We start from the raw sequence: 26,441 nt of genomic DNA on the forward strand, positions 1-26,441 counted from the left end.
AAACAATACTCGCGTTCGGTGGCGCCTGAATTCATGATGCGATGATCCGGACCGTGGCCGGATCGCGGAGACCAGATGGGCCTCGTCCAGTACGCACTGAAGTTCCGCATCACGACCTACGTGCTCGCCGTGCTGATGATGCTCGCCGGAGGCGGCGCGATCGTGGTCGCGCCCAAGGACGTGCTGCCGATCGTCGACATCCCCGTGGTCGTGGTGGTCTGGACCTATACCGGCCTGTCGACGCCGGAGATGGAGCGGCGGATCACCACCTACGCCGAGTTCTCGCTTTCGAACAACGTCAACAACATCAAGCGGATGGAGTCGACGACGCTCCAGGGCACCGCGATCCAGAAGATCTACTTCGACGGCGAGGTCAGCGTCGACCTCGCCATCACCCAGGTCGTCTCGGCGATGAACTCGATCCGCTCGGCGATGCCGCCGGGCGTGCAGCCGCCGATCGTGCTGCGGTTCTCGGCCTCCTCGGTGCCGGTGATCCAGCTCGCGCTGACCTCGACCAAGGAGAGCCTGACCAAGGTCTACGATTACGCGCAGTACCGCATCCGCCAGCGCCTCGTGCAGGTGCCGGGCTCGACGCTGCCGTCGCCGTTCGGCGGCACGCCGCGCCAGATCATGGTCGATCTCGACCTCCAGGCGCTGCGGGCGCTCGGCCTCACGGCGCTCGACGTCACCAACGCGATGACGGCGCAGAACCTCACCGTGCCCTCCGGCTTGGTCAAGATCGGCGAGCAGCAATATCCGGTCCTGCTCAACGCGACCCCGGACGCGATCGCGGCGCTGAACGAGATCCCGATCAAGGTCGTGGCCGGCCAGCCGGTGCTGGTGCGCGACGTCGCCTACGTCCGCGACGGCGGGCCGCCGCAGGTCAACATCGTGCGCTCGGACGGGCTGCATTCGGTGCTGATGCGGATCTTCAAGAACGGCACCGCCTCGACGCTGGACGTGGTCAACAACGTCAAGAAGGTGCTGCCCGAAATCCAGGCCGCCGCGCCCGACGGCATGGCGATCAAGCCGCTGTTCGACCAGTCGGTCTTCGTGTCCGCCGCGATCGAGGGCGTGATCCACGAGGCGGCGATCGCCGCCTGCCTCACCGGCCTGACGATCCTGCTGTTCCTCGGCTCATGGCGCTCGACCATCGTCGTGCTGATCTCGATCCCGCTCTCGATCCTGACCTCGCTCGCGATCCTCGCCGCGCTCGGCCAGACCATCAACGTGATGACGCTGGGCGGCCTCGCGCTCGCCGTCGGCATCCTCGTCGACGACGCGACGGTGGCGATCGAGAACACCTATCGGCTGTTCGAGGAGGGCGAGCCGTTTCGCAAGTCCGTGGTCGAGGGCGCCGCCAGCATCGCGAAGCCGACGCTGATCTCGACGCTGTCGATCTGCGCCGCCTTCGTCTCGGTCTTCGCGCTGTCCGACACGCCGAAGTACCTGTTCACACCGCAGGCGCTCGCGGTCGTGTTCGCGATGCTGACCTCGTACCTGCTCTCGCGCACCCTCGTGCCGGTGCTGATCGACGTGCTGGTCGCGCGCGAGTACGTCGAGCGACATGGCGGCGAGCACGACGCCGTCGCGCCGCCGCGGCGCGGGCGGGTGGCGCGGGCCATCGGTTGGCTCGGGCGTCCGGTGATCCACGTCGCCGGGCGTTTCCGGAACGGCTTCGAGGCGCGCTTCGAGCGCTTCCACCGCGGCTATCTCGGGCTGCTCCACGTCGTGGTGCGCCGCCGCGTCGCGACGATCGCCGTCGTCCTGCTGGTGTTCCTCGGCACGGCCGGGCTGTTCACCTTCGTCGGGCGCGATTACTTCCCGCAGGTCGCCTCGAGCCAGCTCACGCTGCACCTGCGCACCCGGCCCGGCATGCGGATCGAGACCGCCGAGCAGGTCTTCGCGGCCGTCGGCGCCACGGTGCGCGAGGTGATCCCGGACGGCGAGATCGAGCAGATCCTCGACAACATCGGCCTGCCCTCGAACAACTACAACTTCGCGTTCTCGGACGGCTCCTTCGTCGGCTACAACGACGGCCAGATGCTGGTGAACCTGCGCGAGGGACACGGCGACGTCGGCGCCTACACGAAGCGCCTGCGCGAGGTGCTGCGCGAGCGCTTCCCCGACGTGATCGTCTACTTCCAGCCCTCCGACATCATCACGCAGATCCTGAACTTCGGCACGCTGGCGCAGATCGACATCCAGGTCTCGGGCCGCAACGCCGAAAAGGACCTCGCGGTCGCCCAGAACATTGTCCGCCGCCTGAAGGAGACGAAGGGCGCGGTCGACGTGCACCTGCACCAGATCGTCGGCACGCCGCAGTTCTTCGTCGACGTCGACCGCCGCCTCGCCTCGGAGCTCGGGCTGACCCAGCAGCAGGTGGCGCAGGGGCTCAACGTCTCCCTGTCGGGCTCCTTCCAGGTGACGCCGAACTTCTGGACCGACCCGAAGACCGGCATCCCGTACCAGCTCTGGGTGCAGACGCCGGAATACCGCAACGCCTCGCTCACCGACCTGCAGAACACGCCGCTGCTGGTGCGCGCCAACAGCGACCAGCCGGGCGTGCTGACCCTGCTCTCCAGCGTCTCGACCCTGCGCCGCGAGGCGACGCAGACCGTGGTCAACCACGTCAACACGGCGCCGACCTACAACATCTACGCGGCGGTGCAGGATTCCGACCTCGGCTCGGTGGCGCGGGAGATCCGCACCATCGTCGACGAGGAGCAGAAGGCGCTGCCGGTGCCCGACAAGATCACCGTGCGCGGGCAGATCGAGAACATGGACTCGGCGTTCCTGCGCCTCGGCGTCGGCCTGAGCATCGCGCTGATCGCCGTCTACCTGCTGATGGCGGTGAACTATCAGAGCTGGGGCGATCCCTTCGTGGTGCTGGCCGCCCTGCCGCTCGCCTTCTGCGGCATCGTCGCGAGCCTGTTCATCACCGGCACCACCTTCTCGATCCCGTCGCTGTTCGGCGCGATCATGTCGGTGGGCATCGCGTCCGCGAACTCGATCCTGCTCGTCACCTTCGCCCGCGAGCATCGCGAGGCGACGGGGTGCTCGGCGGTCGACGCCGCCCTGCTCGCCGGCGAGACGCGCCTGCGCCCGGTGCTGATGACGGCGGGCGCGATGTTCCTCGGCCTGATCCCGATGGCGCTCGGCACGGGCGAGGGCGGCGAGCAGAACGCCGCGCTCGCCCGCGCCGTGATGGGCGGCATCGCCTTCGGCACGCCGGCGACGCTGCTGTTCGTGCCGTTCCTCTACACGCTGCTGCGCGCGGGCAAGGTCCGGGTGCCGGAGGACTACGCCTGAGCCGACAGCAGCTCGGCGACGGCACCGGGCAGGTCCGAGAAGTGCGAGATCACCCGGTCCGGCCCGAGCTGGTCCACCGGCGTGTCGGTGTAGCCGAAGGTGACCGCCACCACCGGGATGCCGGCGGCCTTGGCGGCGTCGATGTCGGCGCGGGAATCGCCGACCATCACCGCGCGCTCCGGATCGCCGCCGGCCCGCGCGATGGTCAGCGTGATGTGGCGCGGGTCGGGCTTGCTGTAGGGGAAGGTCGCGCGCCCGCAGATCGCGGCGAAACGGCCGCCGATGCCGAGCTGGTCGAGCAGGTTGACCGCGAGCCCCTCGACCTTGTTGGTGCAGACGGCCAGCCGGAAGCCCTCGGCCTCGAGCCGATCCAGCGCCTCGACCACGCCGGGATAGAGGTGCGAGCGCTCGCACAGATGCGCGCCGTAATGCTCCAGGAAGTCGCCGAACAGCGCCTCGTGCCGCTCCGGCGTCAGCTCGCGGCCGGCGGCCTCGAAGCCGCGGCGGATCAGCGCCTTGGCGCCGGCGCCGATCAGGTCGCGGGCCTCCTCGAGCGCCAGTTCCGGCAGGCCTTCCCGCACGAGCAGCACGTTGAGCGTGCCGACGAGGTCTCCCGCGGTCTCGGCCAGGGTGCCGTCGAGGTCGAACACGGCGATCTTCGGCAGGGTGGGCATCGGGTCTTTCCGGGGCGGCGGGGGGAGGGGCCCTCGCTAGCCGGCCGCCCGCGGCGGGGCAAGGTTGCGCGCAGGTTTCGAAACCGTGCGCGTCGTGCGCGAGACGGCGTGCGGCGCCCCACACTTGCCCGAAAAACCCTCGAAAGGAGGGGCGTCACACCCTCCGGGACCCCCCATGAAACTCCCTCTGCTCGCCCTCGGCCTCGGCCTGCTCGCGCCGGGTGCCGCCGCCGCCGCCTCGTTCGAGTTCGTTCCGGCGCCCCAGGCCGACCTCAACCGCATGTATCGGGTCGACAAGGTCACCGGCGAGGTCACCTCGTGCCAGTACGGCTTGCAGGAAGGCGCCGGCGGCATCGGCCTCACCGTCTGCTTCGCGGCCGGCGAGGGCGCCGGTGCGCAGCCCCCGTCGGAATATGGGCTCGTGGCGACGCGCCACACCCGGGAGGCGGGCGTGTTCCGGGTGAACTACCGCACCGGCGAGATGAGCATCTGCTTCGTGCTGGTGAAGAAGGAGCAGGTCGTCTGCACCCAGCAGACCAACCCGTCGGCCGAGGGGGCCGCCGAGGCGCCGCTCGTCGGCAGCGTCCCGGGCCGGGCCGGCGCGAGCGCGACGCCGCCGCAGGGGGGCAGCCGGTTCTGACGAAGCCTGATCCCACCGGGGGGATCGTCATCCGAATACCGGTCTCGGCCGGTACCGCGGCTTCCCGGCGCGACGGCGGCCATGCTAGGGCGTGCCGCATCCCAACGGGACGGACCGGCACCCTGCGCATGCATCCTTTCGTGAGACCCGACGGCGGGACGTCGTCGTGAGCGGCCCGGACCTGCGCCGCGCGGCCGCCGCCCGCGCCCTCGATCTCGTCGAGCCCGGAATGCGGCTCGGCCTCGGCACCGGATCGACGGCGGCGGCCTTCGTCGCGTTGCTCGGCGCGCGGGTTCGCGACGGCCTCGACGTCGTCGGCGTCCCGACCTCCGAGGCGACCCACGCGGCGGCGACGCGGGAAGGCATCCGCCTCGCGACGCTGGAGGAACTGCCCGAGCTCGACCTGACGATCGACGGGGCCGACGAAGTCGATGCCGATCTCCGGCTGATCAAGGGCGGCGGCGCGGCGCTGCTGCGCGAGAAGATCGTCGCCTGCGCCAGCCGCCGCATGGTGGTGATCGCCGATGCCGCCAAGCGCGTCGGGACGCTCGGCGCCTTCCCGCTGCCGATCGAGGTCAACGTCTTCGGCCTCACGGCGACCCGGCGCGCCGTCGAGGCGGCGATCGAGCGCGCCGGCTGCACGGGTGCGGTCGCGCTGCGCATGGCCCCCGGCGGCGCGCCGCTCACGACCGACGGCGGCCACCACATCCTCGACGCGCGCCTCGGGCGGATCGCCGATCCCGAGCGGCTGTCGGCGCTGCTCTGGTCGGTGCCGGGCGTGGTCGAGCACGGCCTGTTCCTCGGGATCGCCACCGCGGCCATCCTCGCCGAGGACCGCGACGGGCAGGCCGAGATCACCGTGATCGGCAGCCTCGCATAGCTGCATCAGCGCGCCCGACGGCGCCCCGGCGACGGCCTCGGATGCCGGCGCCGGCTCTTCCCCTCGCTTCAGGAATGCCCGGAATGCCCGTCCTCTCCCGCCGCCTCTTCCCCGTGCTGGTCGCGGCCCTAGTCGCCGCTGCGCCCGGCCTCGCCCAGGCCCAGAAGGCTGCGCCTCAGAAGCCCGCCGCGACGCCGGCCGCGCCCGCCGCCCCGGCCACGCGCGGCGCCCCGACGATCGGCGCCAACCATCTCGCGCTCGCCCGCGAGGTGATGCTTAATTCCGGCATCGCGCGCTCGTTCGACTCGATCATTCCGGCCTTCGCCGAGCAGATCAAGCAGCAGACCGTGACCCGCCCCGAGCTGAGCAAGGATCTTGACGAGGTGCTGCAGGGCCTCAACCCCGAGATGGAGCTGCAGAAGCAGCGCATCATCGACACCGCGGCGCGAATCTACGCGAACAAGCTGAGCGAAGCCGAGCTGCAGGACATCGCGGCGTTCTTCCGCTCGCCCGCCGGCAAGCGCTACGTCGAGACCCAGCCTCAGATCCTCGACGAGATGGTGCAGGCGATGCAGACCTGGACCCAGGAAGTCTCGGAATACGTCATGGTCCGCGTGCGCGCCGAGATGGGCAAGCGCGGGCACCAGCTCCAGTAGGCACACGAATCGACCGCGCGGCCGGCCCGTGTCCCCGTCCCGACGTCTATATGCAGCGGGCGCCGTCGCGCTCGCCGTGATGCCCCTGGCGATGGCGCTGGCCAACCGGTCGAGCCCCCTCGTCGTCGCCATCGCGGCCGTGCTGTTCCTGGCCGGGCGCTGCGTCGAGGATGCCGGCGCGGTCCCGCGCCGCCTCGTCCCGCCGCTCGCGAGGCCGATCGGCCTCGCCGCGCTGGCGTTCCTCGCCTGGTGCGCGCTCACCCTGGCCTGGACGCCGTTCCCCGCGCTGTCGCTGCGGATGGCCGGCGAGTTCCTGCCGACGCTCGTCGCCGCCTACCTCCTCGTCCGCCTCGCGCCGGGGCGCATCCCGGCCTTCGCGGCTCCGCTCGCGGCGGCGATGGTGGTGCTCGCCGGGCTGACCATCGCCGTCGGCCTCGCCACCGGCCTGCCGCTGCAGCGCGCGCTCGGTCAGCGGGTGGCGGAATTCGTCTACAACCGCCCGGCGCTGACCCTCGCCGTCGTCGCCGGCCCGCTCGCCCTGGCGCTGTGGCGGCAGGGCCGGCGGGTTCTCGCCCTCGTCGCCTTGGCCTTCGCGGCCCTCGGCATCCTGCGCTCGGTGAGCGGAGCCGCCGCCATGGGGCTGATCGCCGGCGGAGCGATGTTCGCCCTCGCGCGGCTCGTGCCGGGCCGGCTCGCCGTCGGCGTGGCCGGGCTGAGCCTCGGCCTCGCGGTGGCGCTGGCGCCGGTGGAGGGCGACCTGCTCGATCGCTTCATGCCGGAGGCCGCGCACGAGCGGCTGGTGCATTCCTCGTCGCGCGCCCGCGTCGCCATCGCCCGCAGCTTCGGCGCCGCGGTCGCGGCGGATCCGTGGGTCGGGGCGGGCTTCGGCACCTCCGCCCGCTTCGCCGAGACGCCGGTGGCCCAACGCCTCGATCCCGAGATGCGCACGCTTCTGGCGGTCGGCCATCCGCACAACGCGTTCCTTCAGGTCTGGGCCGAGCTCGGCGTCGTCGGCGCCGTGCTCGTGGCGGCCGTCTCGATGCTGATGCTCGCGCCGGTCGCGGGTTCGGATTCGGCCGAGCGCGCGACGGCGCTCGCCCTGATCGCGGCGGCGGCGGCCATCGCCTTGGTCGAGCACAACACCTGGGCGGCGTGGTGGACCGCCGGCCTCGGCGCTGCCATCACCTGGCTGCGCGATGCCGGGCACCGCACCGCGCAGGCACCCCTTCCCCGGCCCTCGGCCGCGCCCGATCGGACCCCGTCATGACCGACATCTACGACGTCGACCTGTTCGTCATCGGCGGCGGCTCGGGCGGCGTTCGCGCCGCGCGGATCGCGGCCGGCTACGGCGCCCGCGTGACCATGGCGGAAGAGTACCGCGTCGGCGGCACCTGCGTGATCCGCGGCTGCGTGCCGAAGAAGCTGATGGTCTATGCCGGTCGCTTCGCCGACGAGTTCGAGGACGCCGCCGGGTTCGGCTGGACCGTCGAGGCACCGCGCTTCGACTGGAGCGTCCTGAAGCGGAGGCGCGACGCCGAGGTGACCCGGCTCGAAGGGATCTACGACGCCAACCTGATCCGCGCCGGGGTCACGGTGGTGCCGGAGCGCGCCGTGATCGAGGACGCGCACACGATCCGCCTCGTCGGCAGCGGCGCGCGCGTGACCGCCAAGGTGATCCTGGTAGCGGTCGGCGCCCATCCGGTGAAGGAACCGGCGGTGCCGGGCGCCGAGCTGGCGATCACCTCGAACGAGGTGTTCGAGCTGGAGACGCTGCCCGAGCGCATCCTGGTGATCGGCGGCGGCTACATCGCCGTCGAGTTCGCCGGCGTGTTCGCGGCCCTGGGCAGCCGGACGACGCTGCTCCATCGCGGCGACAGGCTGCTGCGCGGCTTCGACGACGAGATCCGCGACGCGCTCGGCGAAGCCTACGCCAGGCGGATGTCGCTCAAGCTCGGGCGCACCCTCGCGAAGCTCGAGCGCGTCGCGGGCGGGATCGCCGCGACGCTGGACGACGGCGAGACGATCACGGTCGACCAGGTGCTGATCGCGACCGGCCGGCGCCCGAACGTCGGCGGGCTCGGCCTCGACCGCGTCGGGATCGAGACCGACGCCGCCGGCGCGATCCCGGTCGACGGCTACTCGCGGACCGCGGTGCCCTCCATCTACGCGGTCGGCGACGTCACCAATCGCGCCAACCTCACGCCGATCGCGATCCGCGAGGGCCACGCCTTCGCCGACACGGTGTTCGGCGAGAAGCCGGCCTGCGTCGACCACCGCCTGATCCCGACCGCGGTGTTCTCGACCCCGGAGATCGGCGTCGTCGGCCACAACGAGGACACCGCCCGCGCGATCTTCGGCAAGATCGACGTGTTCAAGGCGAGCTTCCGGCCGATGAAGGCGACGCTGTCGGGACGCGACGAGAAGATCCTGATGAAGGTGCTGGTCGACTGCGCCAGCGACAAGGTCGTGGGCGTCCACATCTTCGGGCACGATGCCGGCGAGATCATCCAGGCGGTCGGCATCGCGGTGACCATGGGCGCGACGAAGGCCGATTTCGACCGCACCATCGCAGTGCACCCGACCGCGTCCGAGGAACTGGTCACCATGCGGGTCCCGCAGGTGACCAAGCATCCCGTCGCCGTCGGCTGACGATCCCGGTCGCGCCGGGTCTCGACGGCGCGGTTTCACGAGCCATATCCGATCGATGGGCAAGAAAGACTCCGGCAAGAAAGACCCCGGCAAGCGCGAGCCGGGCAAGGCCGGCCCGGCCGAGCCGGTGCCGACGGCCGGCGACGCGCAGGCGCGGCGCCAGCGTGTGATCGACGGCCTCCTGGCAGACGCGCTCCGGCCGGCCTTCACCACCACCCTGCCAAGCCGGGACGCGCTGGCGCCCGACATCCAGGGCGCGATCGAGGCGCTGCTGACGAAGGCGGCGGCCCGGCGCAGCCGCTGCCTGACCTACGAGGACCTGGAGGAGGCGCTTCCGCCCCGGGACGTCTCGGCGGAGGACCTGGAAGCGATCTTCTGGATCCTGGCCGAGCACGGCATCGAGGTCGAGGACGGCGAAGGCTGATCTTCGCGGAGGCGGATACGGGACCTGACCCCCGATCCGCCCTGGCCTGCGCCGGCCTCATCTCGCACCCCGGAAAAAAGCACTCTATAAGCCGCGCTTCGCGCCAGGATTCGGCGTGGAGGAAAGATCGCCGCACGGTGCGGGGGAGTTGTGTGATGGGCGAGCGTTGGACACCGAAGACATGGCGTGACCTGCCGATCCAGCAGGTGCCGGCCTATCCGGATCCGGCCGCCCTCGAAGCGGTCGAGGCCCAGCTCGCGAGCTTCCCGCCCCTGGTCTTCGCCGGCGAGGCGCGCAAGCTCAAGACGGCGCTCGCGCGCGTCTCCACCGGGCAGGCCTTCCTGCTTCAGGGCGGCGATTGCGCCGAGAGCTTCGACGAGCATTCGGCCGACAACATCCGCGATTTCTTCCGCGTGTTCCTGCAGATGGCACTGGTGCTGACCTTCGCCGGCGCGTCGCCGGTGGTGAAGGTCGGGCGCATCGCCGGGCAGTTCGCCAAGCCGCGCTCCTCGCCGACCGAGACGCTCGACGGCGTGAGCCTGCCGAGCTACCGCGGCGATATCGTCAACGGCCTGACCTTCACGGACGAGGCGCGCATCCCGGACCCGCGCCGGCAGCTCGAGGCGTACCGGCAGTCGGCGGCGACGCTCAACCTGCTGCGCGCCTTCGCGACCGGCGGCTACGCCAACCTCGAGAACTCGCACCGCTGGATGCTGGGCTTCGTCAAGGACAGCCCGCAATCGTCCCGCTACGCCGACGTCGCCGAGCGGATGACGGAGGCGCTCGACTTCATGCGCGCCATCGGGATCAATCCCGAGACGCACCAGGAGGTGCGGACCACCGACTTCTACACCAGCCACGAGGCGCTGCTGCTCGGCTACGAGGAGGCGATGACCCGCGTCGATTCGACGACCGGCGATTGGTACGCCACGTCGGGCCACATGCTGTGGATCGGCGACCGGACGCGCCAGCCCGATCACGCCCACGTCGAGTACGCCCGCGGCATCTGCAACCCGATCGGCCTGAAGTGCGGGCCGTCGATGGAGGCCGACGGCCTGATCCGGCTCGTTGACAAGCTGAATCCCGGCAACGAGGCCGGTCGGCTCAGCCTGATCTGCCGGTTCGGGGCGGACAAGGTCGGCGAGCATCTTCCGCGCCTGGTTCGCGCGATCGAGCGCGAGGGGCGCAGCATCGTGTGGGTCTGCGATCCGATGCATGGCAACACGATCTCGGCCGGCCGCTACAAGACGCGCCCGTTCGAGCGGGTGATGCAGGAGATCGAGGGCTTCTTCGGCGTCCATTCCGCCGAAGGCACCATCCCGGGCGGCATCCACCTGGAGATGACCGGCAAGGACGTGACCGAATGCACGGGCGGCGCCCGCGCGCTGACGGCCGACGACCTCCAGGATCGCTACCATACCTACTGCGACCCGCGCCTCAACGCGGAGCAGGCCCTGGAAGTGGCGTTCCGCACGGCCGAGCTGGTCAAGCGCGGCCGCACGGTGATCGAACGCCCGCGCCTCGACGCGGCGGAGTAGGACCGCCGGCCCGCGGCTCGACCGATCGAATCCGCGTCGGCCGAACCGGCCGGCGCGGATCAGGCGATCGCCCGCGCCGCGCCGTTCCAGCGGGTGATCAGGGCGGGCAGCTCGACCGAGGGAACCGGTCGGCTGAACAGGTAGCCCTGCACCTCGTCGCAGCCCTCGGCCCGCAGCTTGGACAGCTGCGCCTCGGTCTCGACGCCCTCGGCCGTCGTGGTCATCCGCAGGCTGGCGCCCAGGCCGATCACCGCACGGACGATGAACTCGGTCCCGTTCTCGGCGCACAGGTCACGCACGAAGGATTGGTCGATCTTGATCTTGTCGAAGGGGAAGCTGCGCAGGTAGCTCAAGCTCGAGTAGCCGGTGCCGAAATCGTCCATCGAGACGCGGGCGCCGAGCATCTTGAGATTGTGCAGGATCGCCGTCGTCGCGCCGGGGTTGGCGACCAGCACCGATTCGGTGATCTCCAATTCGAGGCGCTGGCCGGGCAGGCCGGTGCGCTGCAGGGCCTCGCGCACGGCGGTGACCAGGCTCGCGGAGGTGAATTGCACCGCCGAGACGTTCACGGCGACCTTCAGGCCCTCGGGCCAGCGGGCGGCCTCCTCGCAGGCGCGGTGCAGCACCCATTCGCCCAACGGCACGATCAGGCCGAGCTCCTCGGCGACGGGGATGAACTCGACCGGCGACACCCATCCGCGCACCGGGTGGTTCCAGCGCAGCAGCGCCTCGAAGCCGCAGATCCGGTCGGCGTTGAGGCAGTAGATCGGCTGGTAGTGGACCTCGAAGGCTTCGTTGGCGACCGCCTCGCGCAGGTCGACCTCGAACAGCCGGCGTGCCTGCAGGCGCGCATCCATCTCCGGCTCGAAGAACCGGAACGATCCGCGGGCGTCGACCTTCGACCGCGCCAGCGCGACGTCGGCGTTCATCAGGAGCTTCTCGCAGCTCGTGCCGTCGTAAGGCGCCAGGGTGATCCCGAGGGTGACGCCGAGGGTCACCGTGTGGCTCGACAGGACGAAGGGCGCGCCCAGCACTTCGACAAGGCGGCGGGCGAGCACGGCGGCATCCTCGGCGGTGTCGATCCCGCGCTGCAGGATCGCGAACTCGTCGCTGCCGAGGCGGGCGCAGCTGTCGATCTCGCGGATGCAGGCGCCGATCCGGTTGGCCGCCGCCTGCAGCAGCTCGTCGCCGACCACGTGGCCGAGGGTGTCGTTCACCGGCCGGAAATCGTCGAGATCGAGGCAGAACACGGCAAAGCCGGTGCCGCGCCCGGCCTGCGCGATCGCGGCGTCGACCTGCTCGCTGAACAGGATCCGGTTCGGCAGGCCGGTGAGGGTGTCGTGGTGGGCGAGATAGGCGATCCGCGCCTCGGCCTGGCGCCGCTCGGTCACGTCGTCGTAGGTCGCGACGAAGCCGCCATCGGCGGTCATCCGCTGCTCGATGGCGACGACCCGGCCGTTGGCGAGTTCCTGGAAATGGGTGCGCTGGCGGCTCGTCCCGAAGATGCAGGCGGCCTCGCGCAGCATATCGGCGAGGGTCGAGCCCGGATGGTGGCCGGCGCCGAGGCTGCATTGGAGCACCGCTTCGGCCGACATGCCCGGCACGACCGAACCGGGCGGCAGGTTGTAGATCTCGGCGTAGCGCCGGTTCACCACCATCAGGCGGTGGTCGGCATCGTACAGGCACAGGCCCTGGCTCATGTTGTCGAGCGCCGCGTCGAGGCGCAGGTTCGTCTGCTTGAGCCCGGCCTCCTGCTCCTTCAGGACGCTGATGTCGCTGCACACGGCGACGAACCCGCCCTCCTGCGTGGCGCTGCGGCTGACGCGCAACCAGCGGCCGTCGGCGAGCAGAACCTCGCCGTCGCGCGACAGGGTCCGCGCGCAGTCGATCATCGGGGCCGGCGCGTCGATCTCGCCGTTGGCGAGCGCGATCACCGACGATCCGACCTCGACGGCCGAGCGCAGGCCGCTGAAGAACTCCAGCGCCTGGGCGTTGGCCAGAGCGATCCGCCCGTGGGCGTCGACGACCACGACGCCTTCGCGCGAGCTTTGGAGCGCGTCGGCCAGCAGGGCCTCGGCGGAGCGGCGCTGGCTGACCTCGCGCTCCATCATCGCCTGGATGTTGTCGCGCATGGTCGCCATGGCCCGCAGGAGCGCACCCAGCTCGTCGCGGCCGCCGGTCGGCACCGCGTCGTCGAGGCGGCCGGCCGCGATCCGCTCTGCGACCGCCGAGGCCGAGGCGAGCGGGCCGATGATCCGGCGGTTCAGCAGGTAGGCGACGAAGCCGGACAGGATCAGCGCCACCGCCGTCGCGATCACGTTGAAGCGGATCTCCTGCGCGACGACGGTCCGGGCGGTCTGGCGGAAGACGAAGCCGTCGCCGGCGGTATAGTTGACCAGAAGCTCGATCTGCCCGTCGACGATGCCGGCCTGGCGGTCGAGGGCGTCCCAGGCGGCGCTCTTGCCGGTCGATCCGTCGAGGCCGTGGCGCATCGACTCCCAGAGCTCCACGCCCTCCTGGACGGCCTTTGCCGAACGGATCACACGGTCGGATTGCGAGCGCTCGACGGCGATCCCGAGGTCGTCGGAGAGCGTCGCGGCGAGCTCGTTGATCTCGGCATCGAGCTTGGAGGCGGCCGCCGGATCGCCGGTCACCATGCGCCGGGCGAAGGCGGAGCGCATCTTGGCGAAGTCCGCTGCCGCGGCCCGCGCGTAATTGATCGACATCAGCGATTCGTCGTAGGTGCGGTTGACGAGCTCGCCCGCATCCTGAAGGCCCCGGATCGCGTAGAGACCGAGCGCGCCGGTGATCAGGCTCATGGTCAGGAACGCCAGGAGGATCCGGCCACGGATGGTCACCCGCGCATCCACCATGCGCGGCATCCCGCTCGTTGCCGAGCGTGGCCTCCTATTCGGTCCGGTCCCATTCCATCGCATCGAGACGTAGCTTCTTTCTGCCCGCGCTCGGCCAAGTTAAATGCGAAATGTTAAGGCGCCATTAGCCGGTGCGCCGCGTATCGGCGGCTGGATCGGGCACCGAGGCTCGTACCGAAGCCCGATGCAACGCTGCAGTTACGTTGTGGAGCACGCGAAAGCCGCCGTCGACATCAGCAGAATCTTAACCACGGCCGCGCAACCATGAGGCGTGATCTTCGAGGACGACATGCCCAACCTCAGGGAATCGGTGATCGGCCGCGCGAGCCCACGCTCGGCCCCACGCTCCGTCGCCGGCACGGCGGCGGCGCTGGTCGCGGGCGTTCTGGCAGGCATGGCCTTCGTCGGCCGGTTGGAAGCGAGCGGTCACCTCGTGTCGCAGAAGGGCCGGGCGTTCCAGCCCAACAGCCTCGTCGTCACCCGCGGCGACACGATCACCATCGTCAACGACGACAGCGACCTGCTCCACCACATCTACATCGAGTCGGACGCCTTCAACTTCGATTCCGGCGATCAGGTCCCAGGCAGCCGCACGCCGGTGACGTTCGAGAAGAACGGCACCTTCCTCGTGCTGTGCGGCATCCACCCGAAGATGAAGCTCATCGTCCGGGTGAACTGAGCGCCCTCAGCGCGCCGCCGCCTGGACCGGCTTGGCCTCGCCGGGGCCGCCATCGCGCTTGATCCGCTGGCCGTCGCGAAGGTCGGCCGGCGGCCCGAGCACGATTCGCTCCTGCCCAGTCAGGCCCTGGTCGATCTCGATCGTCGTCCCGAAATCGCGCCGGATATGCACCGAGCGCCACTCGGCCCGGTCGTCGTCTCCGACGACCGCGACCTGGGTGCCCCCCTGGTTGAACACCAGGCCCTCGGCGGGAACGATCACCGCCGGCTCAGGACGCGGAATCTCTAGGGTCACGTAGACGTAGAGGCCGGCGCGCAGCGTCCCGTCGGGGTTCGGCACATCGACTTCCGTCGTCAGGGTGCGCGACGCGGTCAGCAGCGCCACCGAGCTGCGCTCGACCCGGCCCGAGAAGGTGCGGTCCGGAATCTGCGGCACCTTGATCGTGGCGACGACGCCCTTCCTGACGCCGATCGCCGCGTTCTGCGGCACGTTCACGCTGATGCGCAGGATGTCGTCGCGATCCATGCCGAGCAGCGCCGTGCCGCTTCCGTCGGCCTTGACCAGGTCGCCGACGTCGACGCTGCGGGTGGTGATGACCCCGTCGAAGGGGGCGACCACGTCCTTGAAGCTGGTGAGCGCCTTGAGGCGATCGACGGTCGCGTCCTGCGCCTTGATGTTGGCCTCGGCGACCTTCACCCCGGCTTCCGCGGCCGCGAGGGAGGCGCCCTGGCTCAGCACGCCCGCCTGCGAGTTGTCCGCGTTCTGGCGCGAGGCCCAGCCCTGCGTCGCCAGCGTCGAGGTGCGGTTGTTGGTGAGGTTGGCGAGATTGACGTTGGCGCGCGCCTGATCGACCTGCGCCTTCGCCTGAAGCAATTGCGCCCGCATCTGCCCGGCCTGCGCCTCGGCCTGAGCGAGCTGCTGGTCGAGCTCGGGCGCCGCGATCCGCAGCAGGATGTCGCCGGCCTTGACCCGCGACCCGATGTCGACGCGGCGTTCGGCGATGTAGCCGGTCGCGCGGGCGAAGATCGCGGCGCGGGCGAAGGCCTGGGTATCGCCGGGCAGGGTCAGGTCGACCGGCTTGTCGCTGCGCTCGACCGCGGCGACGCGCACGGCCGGCACGGTCTCCCGCACCTTGCGCTGCGTCTCCGTGGCGGCGGCGGACTGCTTCCAGTGCCCGTAGCCGCCCCAACCGAACAGGCCGGCCGCCACCAGGCCGACGAGGACGAACGGGCGCTTGCCCGGCGGCGGGGGAACGTCGCTGACCGCGGCGTGGGGCTTCATGATGCGCTCGCCTTCCACCGGCAGCAACGATGCCGATGCGACCTCGACGATAGCCGGCATCGCGCCTGGAGCCTAGCGGTTGCAGTGCCGCATCGCCGACGATCACGCCGTCACCACATCGCGGCAAAGGCGTGGAATGCCAGAACGTCTCCCGGATCGATCCGGTCGAGATGGTCGGGCACGTCGGCGAAGCCGTCGCTGCCGGTGAGCGAGGTGATGGTGCCCGAACCGCGTCGCGGGAACAGCCTCGCCTCGCAGGACCCGTCGGCGGCTCGATGCACGCAGACGCGCAGGAACTCGCGCCGACCCGGCTTTCGCGACAGCGCGAAGGCGGCCCGCACGGGCATGCCCCTGGGCTCCGTATGGACCGCGCCGCCGAGGCGATCGAGAAGCGGCCGGACGACGAAGGCGAGGGTGACGAAGGCCGCGACCGGATTGCCGGGCAACCCGACGAACGGCGTGCCGGCGACCACCCCCATGGCGACCGGGCGTCCGGGCTTGATCGCCAGCCGCCAGAACGCGAGCGATCCCGCGGCGGCGACCACGTTCTTCACGTGATCCTCCTCGCCGACCGAGACGCCGCCCGAGGTGAGGATCAGGTCGTGCCCCTGCGCCGCCTCGCGCAGGCGTGCGGCGAGCACATCCGGGTCGTCGCGCAGGATGCCGAGGTCGCGGGCATCGGCCCCGAGCCGCCGCAGCAGCGCGATCAGCATCACGCGGTTGCTGTCGTGGATGCCGGACGCCGCGCGCGCGCCGCCGGGCTCCGTCAGCTCGTTTCCCGTGGAGAACACCGCGACGCGCAACGCCCGCCGCACGGGAATGGCGTCGCGTCCGATCGCGGCGGCGAGCGCCAGATCCTGCGGTCGCAGCCGACGGCCGGCGGGGATCGCGACGCTGCCTCGCGCGATGTCCTCGCCCGCCGGGCGACGATTGGCGCCGCGGACGATGCCGGACGGCAGCATGACGCCCGCGGGCGTGACCTCGACGTCCTCCTGCATGACCACCGTGTCGGCACCATCCGGCGTCGCCGCGCCGGTGAAGATCCGGTCGGCGGCGCGCGCGGAAAGCGCCGACGGCGCGGCGCCGGCCGGCAGGCGCCCGCGGACCGGCAGCAGCGTCGATCCGGTCTCGGACAGGTCGGAGAAGCGCACCGCGTAACCGTCGACCGCCGAATTGTCGAAGGGCGGGACGTCGATCGCCGCCGAAACATCCTCGGCGGCGATGCGGCCGTCGGCCTGCCACAGCGGAACGGATTCCACGCCGGCCACTACGGGGAGCCGCGACAGGATCATCGCCGTCGCCTCGGCGACGGTCATCACCGGCACTGACGGATCGAAGCAGTCGTCGCTGAGGCGCGTCATCGTGCGCCGCGCCCGTGCCGCCCCTCTGGCGGTGCCGAACCGGATCGTGCGGATGAAGCAGGTGCTGCGCGAGGCGTCACGGGCGGCCGATGGATCGATGGGTGTCGGGCTTGCGGCATCGCGGCCGGCCGATCAAGCCCCGCTGAAACCAAACGGCGTTCCCGACGTAGGGGAACCGCGAGCCGGGCGCATGACGTTTCGCGGGCAGGACGATCCGCATGCGTAGTCGGCCGGAGACGATCTACGTAACCCGCGACCGCATGGTGCGTTGCAAAAAGATATGCGAGATTCGTCCTAGGCAAACGCGTGATCATTCGTCGATTCGGATATCGCACAGGGCGATCGTTCGTCTCGAAGACACCTTCACCTCGTCAGATCGATATCATGGCCGGACACGGAAACATTCAGACACGGACTGGCGTCGCGCGCGTGATTGCTGCACGGTGCCGCGCGCTCTCCGACCGTCGGGGACGCAGCGCATGAGGCTTCCGAAGATCGGACGCTTCGGTCGGCGCTTCGCCGTGATCCTGTCCGGCGAACTGATCCAGAGCCTGTTCCACTTCGTCCTGAACATCATGCTCGTGCGGGAGCTCGGCGCCCACGGGTACGGCCTGTTCGCGATCGTGTTCACGATCGGCGCCGTCGGCGTCACGTACATCCGGGCCCTCGTCGCAGTGCCGGCGACGCTCTTTCTCGCGCGCAGTCTCGGCCGCCCGGCGGAACGCGGCCACGACATGGTGTTCGGCTCCGGAGCGACCGCCGTCGCGCTGCTGATGGCCGCCGCTGTGTCGATCGGGCTCGCGCCGGTGCTCGGGGTCACGGCGCTCGCCGGCGGCGCTTTCGTCGGGCTCTACGCCTTCCGCAGCTACCTGCGGATCGTGCTGCTGGCGCGCCGCGCGCCCTGGGTCGCGGGCGCGAGCGACATGGTCTATTCGGCCTGCGGGCTGGCGCTCGTCGTCTTCCTCCATGCCGGCGACGACGCCCTGCTCGAGCACGCCTTCCTCGGCATCGCGGCCGCGCACGCGGCCGGGATCGCCGTGGCGTTGGCGGCGATCGGGCGACCGGTCCGGGTCTCGTTCCGTGCCAGCGTGCGGCGGCGCTACCTGGAGATCTGGCGCACGCTGGCTTGGTCGCTGCTGGGCGTCACCGGCACGACCGTCCAGGGCCAGGGGCTGACGCTGCTGTTCGCGCTGCTGGCCGGGCCCGCGGCCTATGCGCCGATCGCCGCGACTTTGGTGCTGTTCGCGCCGCTGCGGATCCCGACCAACGCCCTCAACAACATGGTCCTGCCGGAGATCTCGGCGTTGCTCGCCGCGGGCCGCCGGCGCGAGGCGCGGCGCCTCGTCGTGCGCAGCACGGCCCTGATCGGCCTCGCCTGCCTCGCCTACGGGGTCGCGATGTGGACGGCGCTGCCGATCATCGAGCGGCACCTGTTCAACGGGCGCTTCGCAAGCGAGCCGATGGCCGCGATCGGTTTCGGCGTCTGGTGCGTGGTGACGATCGCGCTGCTCTACGCCATCCCGCGAGCGTTCCTCGAAGCGTCCGCCGCGTTCCGGGTGATCGCCGCAGGCGCCCTGGTCAGCGCCGGCATCGGCTTCCTGATCATGGTGCCGCTGCTGCTCACCCTGGCGCCGCCCTTCGCGCTGATCGGCCTCGCGGTGTCGGAATGCGTCACCGCGTTGTGGTCGGCGAAGGCGTTCCGCGACCGGTCCCGCCATCCCGACGGGCGGGTGCGCGAGGCCGCCGACCGCTTCGCGGCCGGCACGTCGGCACCCGCGGCCGCCGCGTGAACGGACGCCGGCGTTCCGGGTTCAGGCGGCTTCGCTCGCCGCTGCAACCTGCGGCGGCGGCGTGCCGCTGCGGCGGCGCATGTCGCGGACCACGAGGTTCCAGGAATCGAACATCATCGCGGCGGCGCCCGGCAGCGTCCTGCGGCCCATGAAGGCGTCGAGCGTGACGCTGGTGGTGGCGAAGCGGCTCTTGAACGCCTCGGCCCCGCACAGGAAGTCGACGGTGTGCAGCCCCTGGTCGATCGACCACTGGATGTAGTCCATCATCAGCACCATGCCGGGCGAGCCGCGCTCGAACGCCGGATCGTAGGTGGTGACGAAGGCCATCATCGTGCCGGCCTGGACGAAGTTGATCGACACCGCGACGATGACGCCATCGCATTCGAGCACGAAGGCGCGCAGCAGGCCGGTCTCGGCCAGCACCCGCACCAGGGCGGAGAGCGCGGGCGACCCCTCGTCGTAGAGGTTCGATTCGAGCTGGTTGCCGGCGAGCCACTTGCGCTTCAGGTCGGCGAGCCGCAGCAGCACCGGCTCCATCGGCGCGTCGGGCGGCAGCAGGCGGAAGCGCAACGGGCCGGATTCGCCGATGAACTTCTGGCCGCGGCGATAATTCTGGCGGGTCTTCTTCGATTGCGCCGCGACCCAGGCCTCGCCCGTCGGCCAATCGCCGGCGACGCGGAAGCTGACCTCGCTGCGATGGTTCGGTCGCAGGCGCACGCCGGCCGCCTGGCTCGGATCGAGCAGCGCCCGTGCCTTCGCACCCGGAAGCAGGCGGTTCAGGTAGACCAGGTCGAACCCGCCGGCGGCGGAGAGATGCGCCCACATCCGCCGCACGAGCCCGGGATCGTCGCCGGCCAGGAGGGCGTCGCCGTAATCGGTGTGGTCCTTGGCCGCCCATTCGAGCAGGCGCAGCCCCTTCCGCCGGCAGGTCGCCATCGGCAGCACCGCGACCAGGGCGTCGCCGCGCCAGGCCAGCACGATCTGCAAGGCGCGCCGCTCCCGATCCGGCACCGTCGCCCACCATGCGGCGATCCAGGCCTGGCTCTGGAACACCAGCGCACCGGATTCACGCCACAGGGCGGTCCAGGCCGGGCCGACCTCGGCGAGCCGCTCGCCCGTGCGGACGATCTCGAAACGCTCCGCGCTCACGGCCGCGACCCTTCCCGGGCCTGGATCGGGGCGGCGCGACGCGGCTTCAAGCGGCGCTTGACGACCCGCCACATCTTCTTGAGCGGCAGGATGTAGAGGCCGTTCAGCGACTGGTAGTCGCGCACGTCGCGGTCGACGAGGCCGAACTTGAAGCTCTCGTTCGGCTCGGGAACGCACAGGGTTCCGAAGACCCGATCCCAGAACGAGAACAGCAGCCCGAAGTTCTTGTCGTAGTGGCGCGGGTTGGTGCTGTGGTGCAGCTGGTGCCAGTGCGGGCACAGGATCAGGTTGTTGAGCTTGCCGAACGAGATCTTGAAGTGCGTGTGCCGGACGAAGTCCATCATCAGGATGTTGCGCATGATGTAGACGTTGACGCCGAACACCGTGACCTCCACCGGGTTGAGTGCGATCAAGGTCCACAAACCGAAGCAGATGCCGGGGATGACGCCGTCCCAGGCGCGGTTCATCAGCTCGTCGAGCGGGTGGACGCGATCCTTGGTGATGCCGACCATCACCTCGGCCGAGTGGTGGACCTTGTGCAGCTCCCACAGGAACGGGAACCGGTGCTGGGCGGTGTGATACAGGTAGTAGGAGATGTCGTAGGCGAGCAGCATGGTCACGGTGAAGACGATCACCGTGATCGGGCCCGGCGACCCGCCCATCAGCGGCGCATCGATGCCGAACATCGTGCCGACGATCTTGTTGGTCGCGTAGCCGACCGCGACGACGAAGGTCACGCCCGCCGGGATCAGCAGGAACGGCATGATCGCCTTGCGGGTGATGTAGAACAGCAGGTCGGCGCGCGCGGACGGGTGGGTGATCACCTCGTGCGGCAGCAGGAACTCGAAGAACTCTGCGAAGGACTTCTCCTCGACGGTCCGCCAATAGGCGATCACGGCGCAACCGAGGGCGGTCGCGAGCAGGAGGCCGGCGGCGAGGAGGTTGGCGGCCGAGATCCGATCGAGGATCTGCTCGATGAAGGTGCTGATCATATCCCATCTCTCATGCCCGTGCCGGCCATGGGACCGAAAGCGGGTCGAAGCACGGAAGACCGGAGCGCGAACGCGATCCGGCGAGATCGTGTGAGTGTCGCAACCGCAGGCGCGATGTGCAGTGGATGAGGAACAGCAATACCGTGTGCGGTTGAACGATGGAACAACGTCCGCCGAAACGATCGCAGGAGAATACTTACGAAGCGATCACCGGAGGCTGTAAGCTCGACCGTATCGTCAAGACTTCGTTTCGAAACCGGTTCCGGGCCGGGTCGAGCATGCCGGCGACCGGCTACGGTCTTGGCTAATGGACCGTTGCGCAGAGCACGCACAAGAGGGCCGATGCCGGCGGGCTTCGCAGGTCCGGCGGTCGGGCGGACCGCCCCCGTCAGCCGGCGGAGTTCGACGGGGCGTTCGCCGGCGTGCGGGTGCCGGGCACACGGGCGGGCTCGCCCTGGAAGGTCAGGCGCAGCATCGCCGCGATCCCCTCGGCCGCGAGCTTCTCGTCGAAGATGCGCTCGTAGCGGGCGCGCGCCGCCGCCGGATACCCCGTCCACAGGTCCGGGCGGGTGACGATCTCGGCGAGCGCCCGCGACAAGGCCTCGACGTTGCCGGGGGGCACGACCCATCCGGTCGCGCGATCCTCGACGATCTCGGTGAGGCCGCCGATGCCGGAGACCAACGGCGGGATGCCGTAGGCCAGCGCCTCGATCGCGACGCGTCCGAGCGACTCCGGCAGCTGCGACGGCACCGTGACCACGTCCGCCCAGCGGTAGAGCGAAGCGGGGTCGGCGACGAACGGCGAGCAGGTGACCTGCCCCGACAGTCCGGCCTCGGCGACCTGTGCGGCCAGCGCCGCCTCGCGGGCGTCGTCCTCGAAGGCGCTGCCGACGATCTTCAGCTCGATGCGCGACCGGATCGCCTCCGGCAGCCGCCGGATCGCCTCGACCAGGACCTCCTGGCCCTTGATGCGGCTGATCCGGCCGAGCATCAGCAGGCGCAGCGGACGGCTGCCGTCGTAGCGCGCGGTGTTGGGCAGGGCCGGGCCGGCGATGCCGTTGTAGACCACGCGCGCGGTCGCATCCTTCGGCATCGCGAAGGCGGCCTGCGTCGCCCGCGAGTTGAAGATGATGTTCGCCCGGCTCCAGCGGATCAGGTTGCGCAGCACCGTCAGGGTCACCCCCTCCGGAATCTCATGGACATGGACGACGGTTCGGCCGGGCAGGAGCCGCGCGGCCAGCAGGTAGTCCGCCACGACGGTGGTGTTCACGTAGACGAGATCGCTGGCCCGGATGCGCCGGAGCGCGCAGGCGACGGCGAAGGGCAGGGCCGCCATGCCGAGCGTCGCCAGCCGCAGCAGGTTGCGCCGGCGCAGCACCCAGATCGGCTCGATCACGATCCGCGACGCGGCGTCCTCCAGCATCGCGACGATCGGGCCGGCCTTGGGCAGCACCACGTCGATCCAGGCCTGCGGATAGGCCTCGCGGATCGTCCGCACCGTCTCGCAGAAGCTGCGATCCGATCCGTAGAGCTCGTAGCCCTGATGCACGCAGGTGATGCGGCGGACGGCGCGTCCGTCCCGCGCGGCGAGGAACCCGCCCGGCGCCCGAACATTCCCGTCCGTGAAAGAATATCCGGTCCGAAGTATTGGATCAGCACGCATAAGTTGAATTAACCACTGATACAACAACTAATGGTTGTATTCCGGAGACGCTTCGTTAGTAAGTCTTCTCACATACCGGAAGTTGACTGAAATCGGAAGGGGTTCGCGTATGCGGGATCTTGCGCCGGCGCTCCTAATTCTTGGGACGCGCGGCATCCCTGCGTCGCATGGCGGGTTCGAGACGTTCGCGGAACGGCTCGCGCTGCATCTCGCCGCGCGCGGCTGGCGCGTCGGCGTCTACTGCGAGCGGGATGTCGAGCGGGTCGGGCGGCGCGTCTCCACCACGATGTGGCGGGGGATCGAGCTGATCACCGTGGAGGTCGCCGCGACCGGCCCGGCGGCGACGTTGGCCTTCGACGCGTTCTGCGCGCACGACGCCGTGACGCGCGGCGGCGTCTGCCTCGTGCTCGGCTACAACGGGGCGATCTTCCTGCCGTATCTCAGGCTGCGCGGCGCCACGATCCTGACCAACATGGACGGCATCGAGTGGCGGCGCCCGAAATGGTCCTTGGCGGTGCGGGCGTTCTTCTGGGTGAGCGAGTGGATCGCGGCCTGGAGCTCGCACCGGCTGATCGCCGACCACCCGGCGATCGCCGACCATCTCGCGACCCGCCGTCCGCGCCGGGCGATCGCGACGATCCCCTACGGCGGCGACCCGATCCGCGCGCCGAAGGAAGCGCCGATCCGGACGCTCGGGCTCGAACCCGATCGATTCATCGTCTCGATCGCGCGGATCGAGCCCGACAACAACGTGCTGGCCTTCGTCGAGGCGTTCTCAAGGAAGCCGCGCTCTGCCAAGCTGGTGGTGCTCGGCACGCTCGACCCGAGCAACGCCTACCACCGGGCGTTGCGGCGAGCGGCAGGGGAGGGCGTGGTGTTCCCAGGCGCGATCTACGAGGCTGAGACGGTCCAGGCGCTGCGCCACCATGCCCGCGCCTACCTGCACGGGCACACGGTCGGCGGCACCAACCCTTCGCTGGTCGAGGCCCTGTGGGCCGGCAATGCGGTGATCGCGCACGACAACGCCTTCAATCGCGGCACTGCGGGCGACGGCCAGTTCTACTTCTCCGACGTGGACGGCTGCGAGCGGGCGATCGAGACCGTTCTCGGCGACGACGCGGCCGTCGCGGCCGCCCGTGCAGCGGCCCGGCGGAGGTCCGCCGCCTTTTCGTGGAACGACATCCTGGCCGCCTACGAGCGCGAGGCGCGCCGGCTCGGCGGATATCCGCCGATGTCCGAGCCGATCACGGACGATGCGCCGGCGATGCGCCCGGGTGCGGGCGGCCTGCCGCTCCGCCGGACGGCCGGCGCCGCGGCGGATCCGGTCGCCTGACGATGGCGACGGACCGCCGTACGGTGATCGGCGGCGCGCTCGCCATGACGCTCGCCGGGCCGGTCGCAGCCGCGACGCCCGAGCCGGTGGTGCTGCGCCGTGGCATCAGCCTGTGGCCGTGGTTCTCGCTGACCCGGGAATACCCCGCGCCGCGCACCGACTACGCCTGGCCGCCGTTCCAGCCCGACCGCCCGGTGCCGAATGCCGGCGACCTGCGACAGCTGGCGGAGGCCGGATTCGATTTCGTGCGCCTGCCGATCGATCCCGGCCCGTTCGCCGCCTTCGCCGGCGCGCAGCGGGAGCGGCTGTTCGCGATGCTGTCCGAGGCGGTCGACGTGATCCTCGCGAGCCGGCTGTCGCTGGTGCTGAACGTCCAGGCCAACGCCGCGACCCACCACTACAACCCCGATCGGTTCTACGGGACGGCGACGGCGCCGCTGCTTCCCGCCTACCGCGACGTCGTCGTCGAGCTCGCCCGGCGCTTCGGCGGGCGGGCGCCCGGCCGCATCGCCCTGGAACCGGTCAACGAGCCGCCGCAGGCCTGCGGGGCGGTGGCCTGGAACCGGGTGCAGGCGGCGCTCCTCGGCGCGGCGCGGAAGGCGGCGCCCGCCATGACGCTGGTCGCGACCGGCGCCTGCGGCGGCATGGGCTCGGGCCTCACCGCCCTCGACCCCGCCTCCTTCGCCGCCCTCGCTCCGGTGCTCTTCACCTTCCACTTCTACGAGCCCTACCTGTTCTCGCACCAGGGCGCGCCCTGGATGAAGGACGAGCCGATCTATCGGGCGCTCAACGACGTGCCGTGGCCGGCGCGCGCGGGCACGCTCGACGCGACGCTGGCGGCGGTCCGCGCCCGCATGCGCGCCGACACCGCGACCTCCGACGCGGACAAGGCGGCGGCCTACGCCGTCACCGAGACGAAGATGAAGGTGTACTTCGCCGCCGCCCCGGACCGCGGCTACCTCGATCGCAATCTCGCCGACATCCGAACCTGGGCCGACCTCTATGGCGTCGCGCCGCGACGGATCCTGATGGGGGAGTTCGGCGCCCTGAGGAGCGATGCGCGCTACGTCGCGTCGCGCGCCCCCGATCGCGCCCGCTACATCCGCGACGTCCGCGAGGCGGCGGAGGCCGCGGGCTTCGCCTGGGCGTTCTGGAACCTGTTCGACGGGCTCGGCCTGATGGACGACGCCCACCACATCGATCCCGCGATCATCGCCGCGTTGGGCCTGACGATGCCGGGGACGGCGAGGCGCTGAGCGGGCGGCGCGGGTACAGCACCAGCAGCATCAGCGCGAACTTGGCAAGAAGGGTCGTCTTCCCGCCGATGCTCTCGAAGGTGTTGATCAGCACGACGAAGGCGAGGATCGGCAAAAACACGCCGTGCCGGCACTGCCGCGCCACCTCGTAGAGGAACAGCGCGATCGCGACGATCAGGAGCACCGTCATCGCGACGCCGTTGTAGAGGAGGCTGCGGACGATCGGGTTCTCGATGCCCCATTCGAGGCCGTACATCCGACGCAGGGTGTCGACGATCGACGGATCGGGGCCGACCAAGAGATCGCGGAACGGGATCGCATCGAAGATCGCCAGCATCTCGACGCGGGCATTGGCGCTGCCGCCGTCCGAGACGAAGCGCTCGAGCAGCGCGTCGAAGAAGCCGCCGATGGCGAGCCCGCCGACGACGATCGGCACCATCGTCAGCATCAGCACGGCGATCGCCGCCCCGAGCAGCGGCACGCGCCCGGTGCGGAGCGCCCGGTTGAGGGCGACCACCGCGAAGACGCTGCCGAAGCACAGCGTCACCACCGTCGCCGAGCGTCCGCCGAAGGTGATCAGCGCCACCAGCTGCAGGGTGATGAAGCCGGCGCGGGTGATCGGGCGGAGCTGGCCGCCGCCGTTGAACAGCGCGAGGATGTAGCAGGCGGTCAACGTCGCGTTGGCCAGCGGATGGCCCTGCAGCGCCGCCGAGCGCGTGTCAGTGTCGAAGGCCTGCCCGTCCATGCGGAACGGGAAGAAGCGCTGGCCGCTCACGAACTCGACGAGGCCGAGCGCGGCGTTGGCGACCATGAGCGCGTGCACCACGATCTCCACGTGCCGCATGGTGATCGCGTCCCGGTCGGCCATCAGGATTACGACGAGGCCGGTGAGCACGTAGGTGTCGAGCGAGCCGGCAAGCCCGGTCCCGTTCCGCGAGGCGATGAAGGCGAGCAGCCCGAAGCCGACGAGGCAGAGCAGCACGCTCGCGGGACGCCGCTCGGCCGCCGCCGCCATCGGGATCACCGGGTTGCCGGCCCGCAGCATCGTCCAGCCGAACAGGAACACCGCGAGGTAGGTCGCGGGATGGACCTTCTGCGCCGCCGAGCCGGTGATGCCGTCGTAGTTGATGCCCACGGCCCAGAGCATGCCGCCCGACAGGCCGCAGGTGACCAGGGCGAGCACGACCAGGGCCCAGGACTCGAACCGCGCGAGGGAGGGCAGCGGAAACGCCTGCGGCTGCCGCCGGGCCGCGTGCGCCGGCGTCGTCGGGCGGTACGCCTGCGTCACGAT

Annotated in this window: 21 protein-coding genes; 13 read left to right on the forward strand and 8 right to left on the reverse strand. The window is 70.5% G+C overall.

The window, feature by feature from the left end; all coding sequences use genetic code 11:
- Positions 1–75 precede the first annotated feature (75 nt).
- Entirely contained in the window at positions 76–3,312 is a 3,237-nt protein-coding gene (locus MKK64_RS18250) for an efflux RND transporter permease subunit (RefSeq protein WP_243936284.1), read from the forward strand.
- Here the strand turns inward: MKK64_RS18250 and gph are convergent.
- Complete coding sequence (gph, locus tag MKK64_RS18255; RefSeq protein WP_243936286.1) at positions 3,303–3,986, reverse strand: phosphoglycolate phosphatase; 684 nt, start codon at positions 3,984–3,986, stop codon at positions 3,303–3,305. The two genes, MKK64_RS18250 and gph, sit on opposite strands and share 10 nt — an antisense overlap.
- 175 nt (positions 3,987–4,161) lie before the next feature.
- Between gph and MKK64_RS18260 the strand changes: the two genes are divergently transcribed.
- The 7 genes from MKK64_RS18260 (at position 4,162) to MKK64_RS18290 (ending at position 10,773) form a co-directional block, all read left to right on the forward strand.
- A complete protein-coding gene (locus MKK64_RS18260) occupies positions 4,162–4,626 on the forward strand; it encodes a hypothetical protein (RefSeq protein ID WP_243936288.1) in 465 nt (154 codons plus the stop codon).
- A gap of 166 nt (positions 4,627–4,792) precedes the next feature.
- Positions 4,793–5,506, forward strand: a complete 714-nt coding sequence (rpiA, locus tag MKK64_RS18265) for a ribose-5-phosphate isomerase RpiA (protein WP_243936290.1) — start codon at positions 4,793–4,795, stop codon at positions 5,504–5,506.
- An 83-nt stretch (positions 5,507–5,589) separates the two neighbouring features.
- Positions 5,590–6,162, forward strand: coding sequence for a DUF2059 domain-containing protein (locus MKK64_RS18270; RefSeq protein WP_405042593.1), 573 nt, complete (start codon positions 5,590–5,592; stop codon positions 6,160–6,162).
- 79 nt (positions 6,163–6,241) lie between these two features.
- Positions 6,242–7,429 (forward strand): O-antigen ligase family protein, encoded by a 1,188-nt coding sequence (locus tag MKK64_RS18275; RefSeq protein WP_243936292.1) that lies wholly within the window; start codon positions 6,242–6,244, stop codon positions 7,427–7,429.
- Positions 7,426–8,811, forward strand: a complete 1,386-nt coding sequence (gor, locus tag MKK64_RS18280) for a glutathione-disulfide reductase (protein WP_243936294.1) — start codon at positions 7,426–7,428, stop codon at positions 8,809–8,811. The genes MKK64_RS18275 and gor overlap by 4 nt, the downstream gene beginning before the upstream one ends.
- Positions 8,812–8,866: 55 nt before the next feature.
- The gene (locus tag MKK64_RS18285) at positions 8,867–9,235 is read left to right on the forward strand and encodes an RNA polymerase sigma factor region1.1 domain-containing protein (RefSeq protein ID WP_147842866.1); all 369 of its coding nucleotides are present in this window, start codon (positions 8,867–8,869) and stop codon (positions 9,233–9,235) included.
- A gap of 155 nt (positions 9,236–9,390) precedes the next feature.
- A complete protein-coding gene (locus MKK64_RS18290; RefSeq protein WP_243936296.1) occupies positions 9,391–10,773 on the forward strand; it encodes a class II 3-deoxy-7-phosphoheptulonate synthase in 1,383 nt (460 codons plus the stop codon).
- A 59-nt stretch (positions 10,774–10,832) separates the two neighbouring features.
- Here MKK64_RS18290 and MKK64_RS18295 read toward each other — a convergent pair whose 3' ends face one another.
- On the reverse strand, positions 10,833–13,655 hold the full coding sequence (locus MKK64_RS18295; RefSeq protein WP_243936298.1) for an EAL domain-containing protein: 2,823 nt from the start codon (positions 13,653–13,655) through the stop codon (positions 10,833–10,835).
- Positions 13,656–13,935: 280 nt separating this feature from the next.
- Between MKK64_RS18295 and MKK64_RS18300 the strand changes: the two genes are divergently transcribed.
- Positions 13,936–14,325 (forward strand): plastocyanin, encoded by a 390-nt coding sequence (locus tag MKK64_RS18300; RefSeq protein WP_313898921.1) that lies wholly within the window; start codon positions 13,936–13,938, stop codon positions 14,323–14,325.
- Positions 14,326–14,331: 6 nt separating this feature from the next.
- On the opposite strand, the gene MKK64_RS18305 is transcribed toward MKK64_RS18300, so the two are convergent.
- Together MKK64_RS18305 and glp are read right to left on the reverse strand one after the other, a co-directional pair.
- Positions 14,332–15,606, reverse strand: a complete 1,275-nt coding sequence (locus MKK64_RS18305; RefSeq protein ID WP_243936300.1) for an efflux RND transporter periplasmic adaptor subunit — start codon at positions 15,604–15,606, stop codon at positions 14,332–14,334.
- A 110-nt stretch (positions 15,607–15,716) separates the two neighbouring features.
- Complete coding sequence (glp, locus tag MKK64_RS18310) at positions 15,717–16,967, reverse strand: gephyrin-like molybdotransferase Glp (RefSeq protein WP_243936301.1); 1,251 nt, start codon at positions 16,965–16,967, stop codon at positions 15,717–15,719.
- Positions 16,968–17,019: 52 nt separating this feature from the next.
- On the opposite strand from glp, the gene MKK64_RS18315 reads away from it, so the two are divergent.
- Positions 17,020–17,193: a hypothetical protein gene (locus MKK64_RS18315; RefSeq protein ID WP_243933309.1), complete on the forward strand. Its 174-nt coding sequence runs from the start codon at positions 17,020–17,022 to the stop codon at positions 17,191–17,193.
- A gap of 253 nt (positions 17,194–17,446) precedes the next feature.
- Entirely contained in the window at positions 17,447–18,757 is a 1,311-nt protein-coding gene (locus MKK64_RS18320) for a hypothetical protein (protein WP_243936304.1), read from the forward strand.
- A gap of 21 nt (positions 18,758–18,778) precedes the next feature.
- Here the strand turns inward: MKK64_RS18320 and MKK64_RS18325 are convergent, their stop codons facing one another.
- The 3 genes from MKK64_RS18325 to MKK64_RS18335 form a co-directional block, all read right to left on the reverse strand.
- Positions 18,779–19,906 carry a GNAT family N-acetyltransferase gene (locus tag MKK64_RS18325; RefSeq protein WP_243936306.1) on the reverse strand — a complete coding sequence of 376 codons (1,128 nt, stop codon included), beginning with the start codon at positions 19,904–19,906 and terminating at the stop codon, positions 18,779–18,781.
- Positions 19,903–20,898, reverse strand: a complete 996-nt coding sequence (locus MKK64_RS18330; RefSeq protein ID WP_243936308.1) for a sterol desaturase family protein — start codon at positions 20,896–20,898, stop codon at positions 19,903–19,905. Before MKK64_RS18330 ends, MKK64_RS18325 begins: the two co-directional genes overlap by 4 nt.
- 388 nt (positions 20,899–21,286) lie before the next feature.
- Positions 21,287–22,447, reverse strand: a complete 1,161-nt coding sequence (locus MKK64_RS18335; RefSeq protein ID WP_409567969.1) for a glycosyltransferase family 4 protein — start codon at positions 22,445–22,447, stop codon at positions 21,287–21,289.
- 223 nt (positions 22,448–22,670) lie between these two features.
- On the opposite strand from MKK64_RS18335, the gene MKK64_RS18340 reads away from it, so the two are divergent.
- Together MKK64_RS18340 and MKK64_RS18345 are read left to right on the forward strand one after the other, a co-directional pair.
- The gene (locus MKK64_RS18340) at positions 22,671–23,894 is read left to right on the forward strand and encodes a DUF1972 domain-containing protein (protein WP_243936310.1); all 1,224 of its coding nucleotides are present in this window, start codon (positions 22,671–22,673) and stop codon (positions 23,892–23,894) included.
- Between the two features lie 2 nt (positions 23,895–23,896).
- Entirely contained in the window at positions 23,897–25,150 is a 1,254-nt protein-coding gene (locus MKK64_RS18345) for a glycoside hydrolase family 5 protein (protein ID WP_243936312.1), read from the forward strand.
- Here the strand turns inward: MKK64_RS18345 and MKK64_RS18350 are convergent.
- The gene (locus MKK64_RS18350) at positions 25,104–26,438 is read right to left on the reverse strand and encodes a VpsF family polysaccharide biosynthesis protein (RefSeq protein ID WP_243936314.1); all 1,335 of its coding nucleotides are present in this window, start codon (positions 26,436–26,438) and stop codon (positions 25,104–25,106) included. The two genes, MKK64_RS18345 and MKK64_RS18350, sit on opposite strands and share 47 nt — an antisense overlap.
- Positions 26,439–26,441 lie beyond the last annotated feature (3 nt).

This window comes from Methylobacterium sp. E-025, from assembly GCF_022829705.1.
Classification (GTDB): domain Bacteria; phylum Pseudomonadota; class Alphaproteobacteria; order Rhizobiales; family Beijerinckiaceae; genus Methylobacterium.

Excerpts from the sequence above, each read along its gene's own strand:
- MKK64_RS18250 (WP_243936284.1), top strand. The coding sequence starts at position 76 with ATGGGCCTCGTCCAGTACGCACTGAAGTTCCGCATCACGACCTACGTG.
- gph (WP_243936286.1), bottom strand. The coding sequence starts at position 3,986 with ATGCCCACCCTGCCGAAGATCGCCGTGTTCGACCTCGACGGCACCCTG.
- MKK64_RS18260 (WP_243936288.1), top strand. The coding sequence starts at position 4,162 with ATGAAACTCCCTCTGCTCGCCCTCGGCCTCGGCCTGCTCGCGCCGGGT.
- MKK64_RS18270 (WP_405042593.1), top strand. The coding sequence starts at position 5,590 with ATGCCCGTCCTCTCCCGCCGCCTCTTCCCCGTGCTGGTCGCGGCCCTA.
- MKK64_RS18275 (WP_243936292.1), top strand. The coding sequence starts at position 6,242 with ATGCCCCTGGCGATGGCGCTGGCCAACCGGTCGAGCCCCCTCGTCGTC.
- gor (WP_243936294.1), top strand. The coding sequence starts at position 7,426 with ATGACCGACATCTACGACGTCGACCTGTTCGTCATCGGCGGCGGCTCG.
- MKK64_RS18285 (WP_147842866.1), top strand. The coding sequence starts at position 8,867 with ATGGGCAAGAAAGACTCCGGCAAGAAAGACCCCGGCAAGCGCGAGCCG.
- MKK64_RS18290 (WP_243936296.1), top strand. The coding sequence starts at position 9,391 with ATGGGCGAGCGTTGGACACCGAAGACATGGCGTGACCTGCCGATCCAG.
- MKK64_RS18295 (WP_243936298.1), bottom strand. The coding sequence starts at position 13,655 with ATGCCGCGCATGGTGGATGCGCGGGTGACCATCCGTGGCCGGATCCTC.
- MKK64_RS18300 (WP_313898921.1), top strand. The coding sequence starts at position 13,936 with ATGCCCAACCTCAGGGAATCGGTGATCGGCCGCGCGAGCCCACGCTCG.
- MKK64_RS18305 (WP_243936300.1), bottom strand. The coding sequence starts at position 15,606 with ATGAAGCCCCACGCCGCGGTCAGCGACGTTCCCCCGCCGCCGGGCAAG.
- glp (WP_243936301.1), bottom strand. The coding sequence starts at position 16,967 with ATGACGCGCCTCAGCGACGACTGCTTCGATCCGTCAGTGCCGGTGATG.
- MKK64_RS18315 (WP_243933309.1), top strand. The coding sequence starts at position 17,020 with ATGAAGCAGGTGCTGCGCGAGGCGTCACGGGCGGCCGATGGATCGATG.
- MKK64_RS18320 (WP_243936304.1), top strand. The coding sequence starts at position 17,447 with ATGAGGCTTCCGAAGATCGGACGCTTCGGTCGGCGCTTCGCCGTGATC.
- MKK64_RS18330 (WP_243936308.1), bottom strand. The coding sequence starts at position 20,898 with ATGATCAGCACCTTCATCGAGCAGATCCTCGATCGGATCTCGGCCGCC.
- MKK64_RS18340 (WP_243936310.1), top strand. The coding sequence starts at position 22,671 with ATGCGGGATCTTGCGCCGGCGCTCCTAATTCTTGGGACGCGCGGCATC.
- MKK64_RS18345 (WP_243936312.1), top strand. The coding sequence starts at position 23,897 with ATGGCGACGGACCGCCGTACGGTGATCGGCGGCGCGCTCGCCATGACG.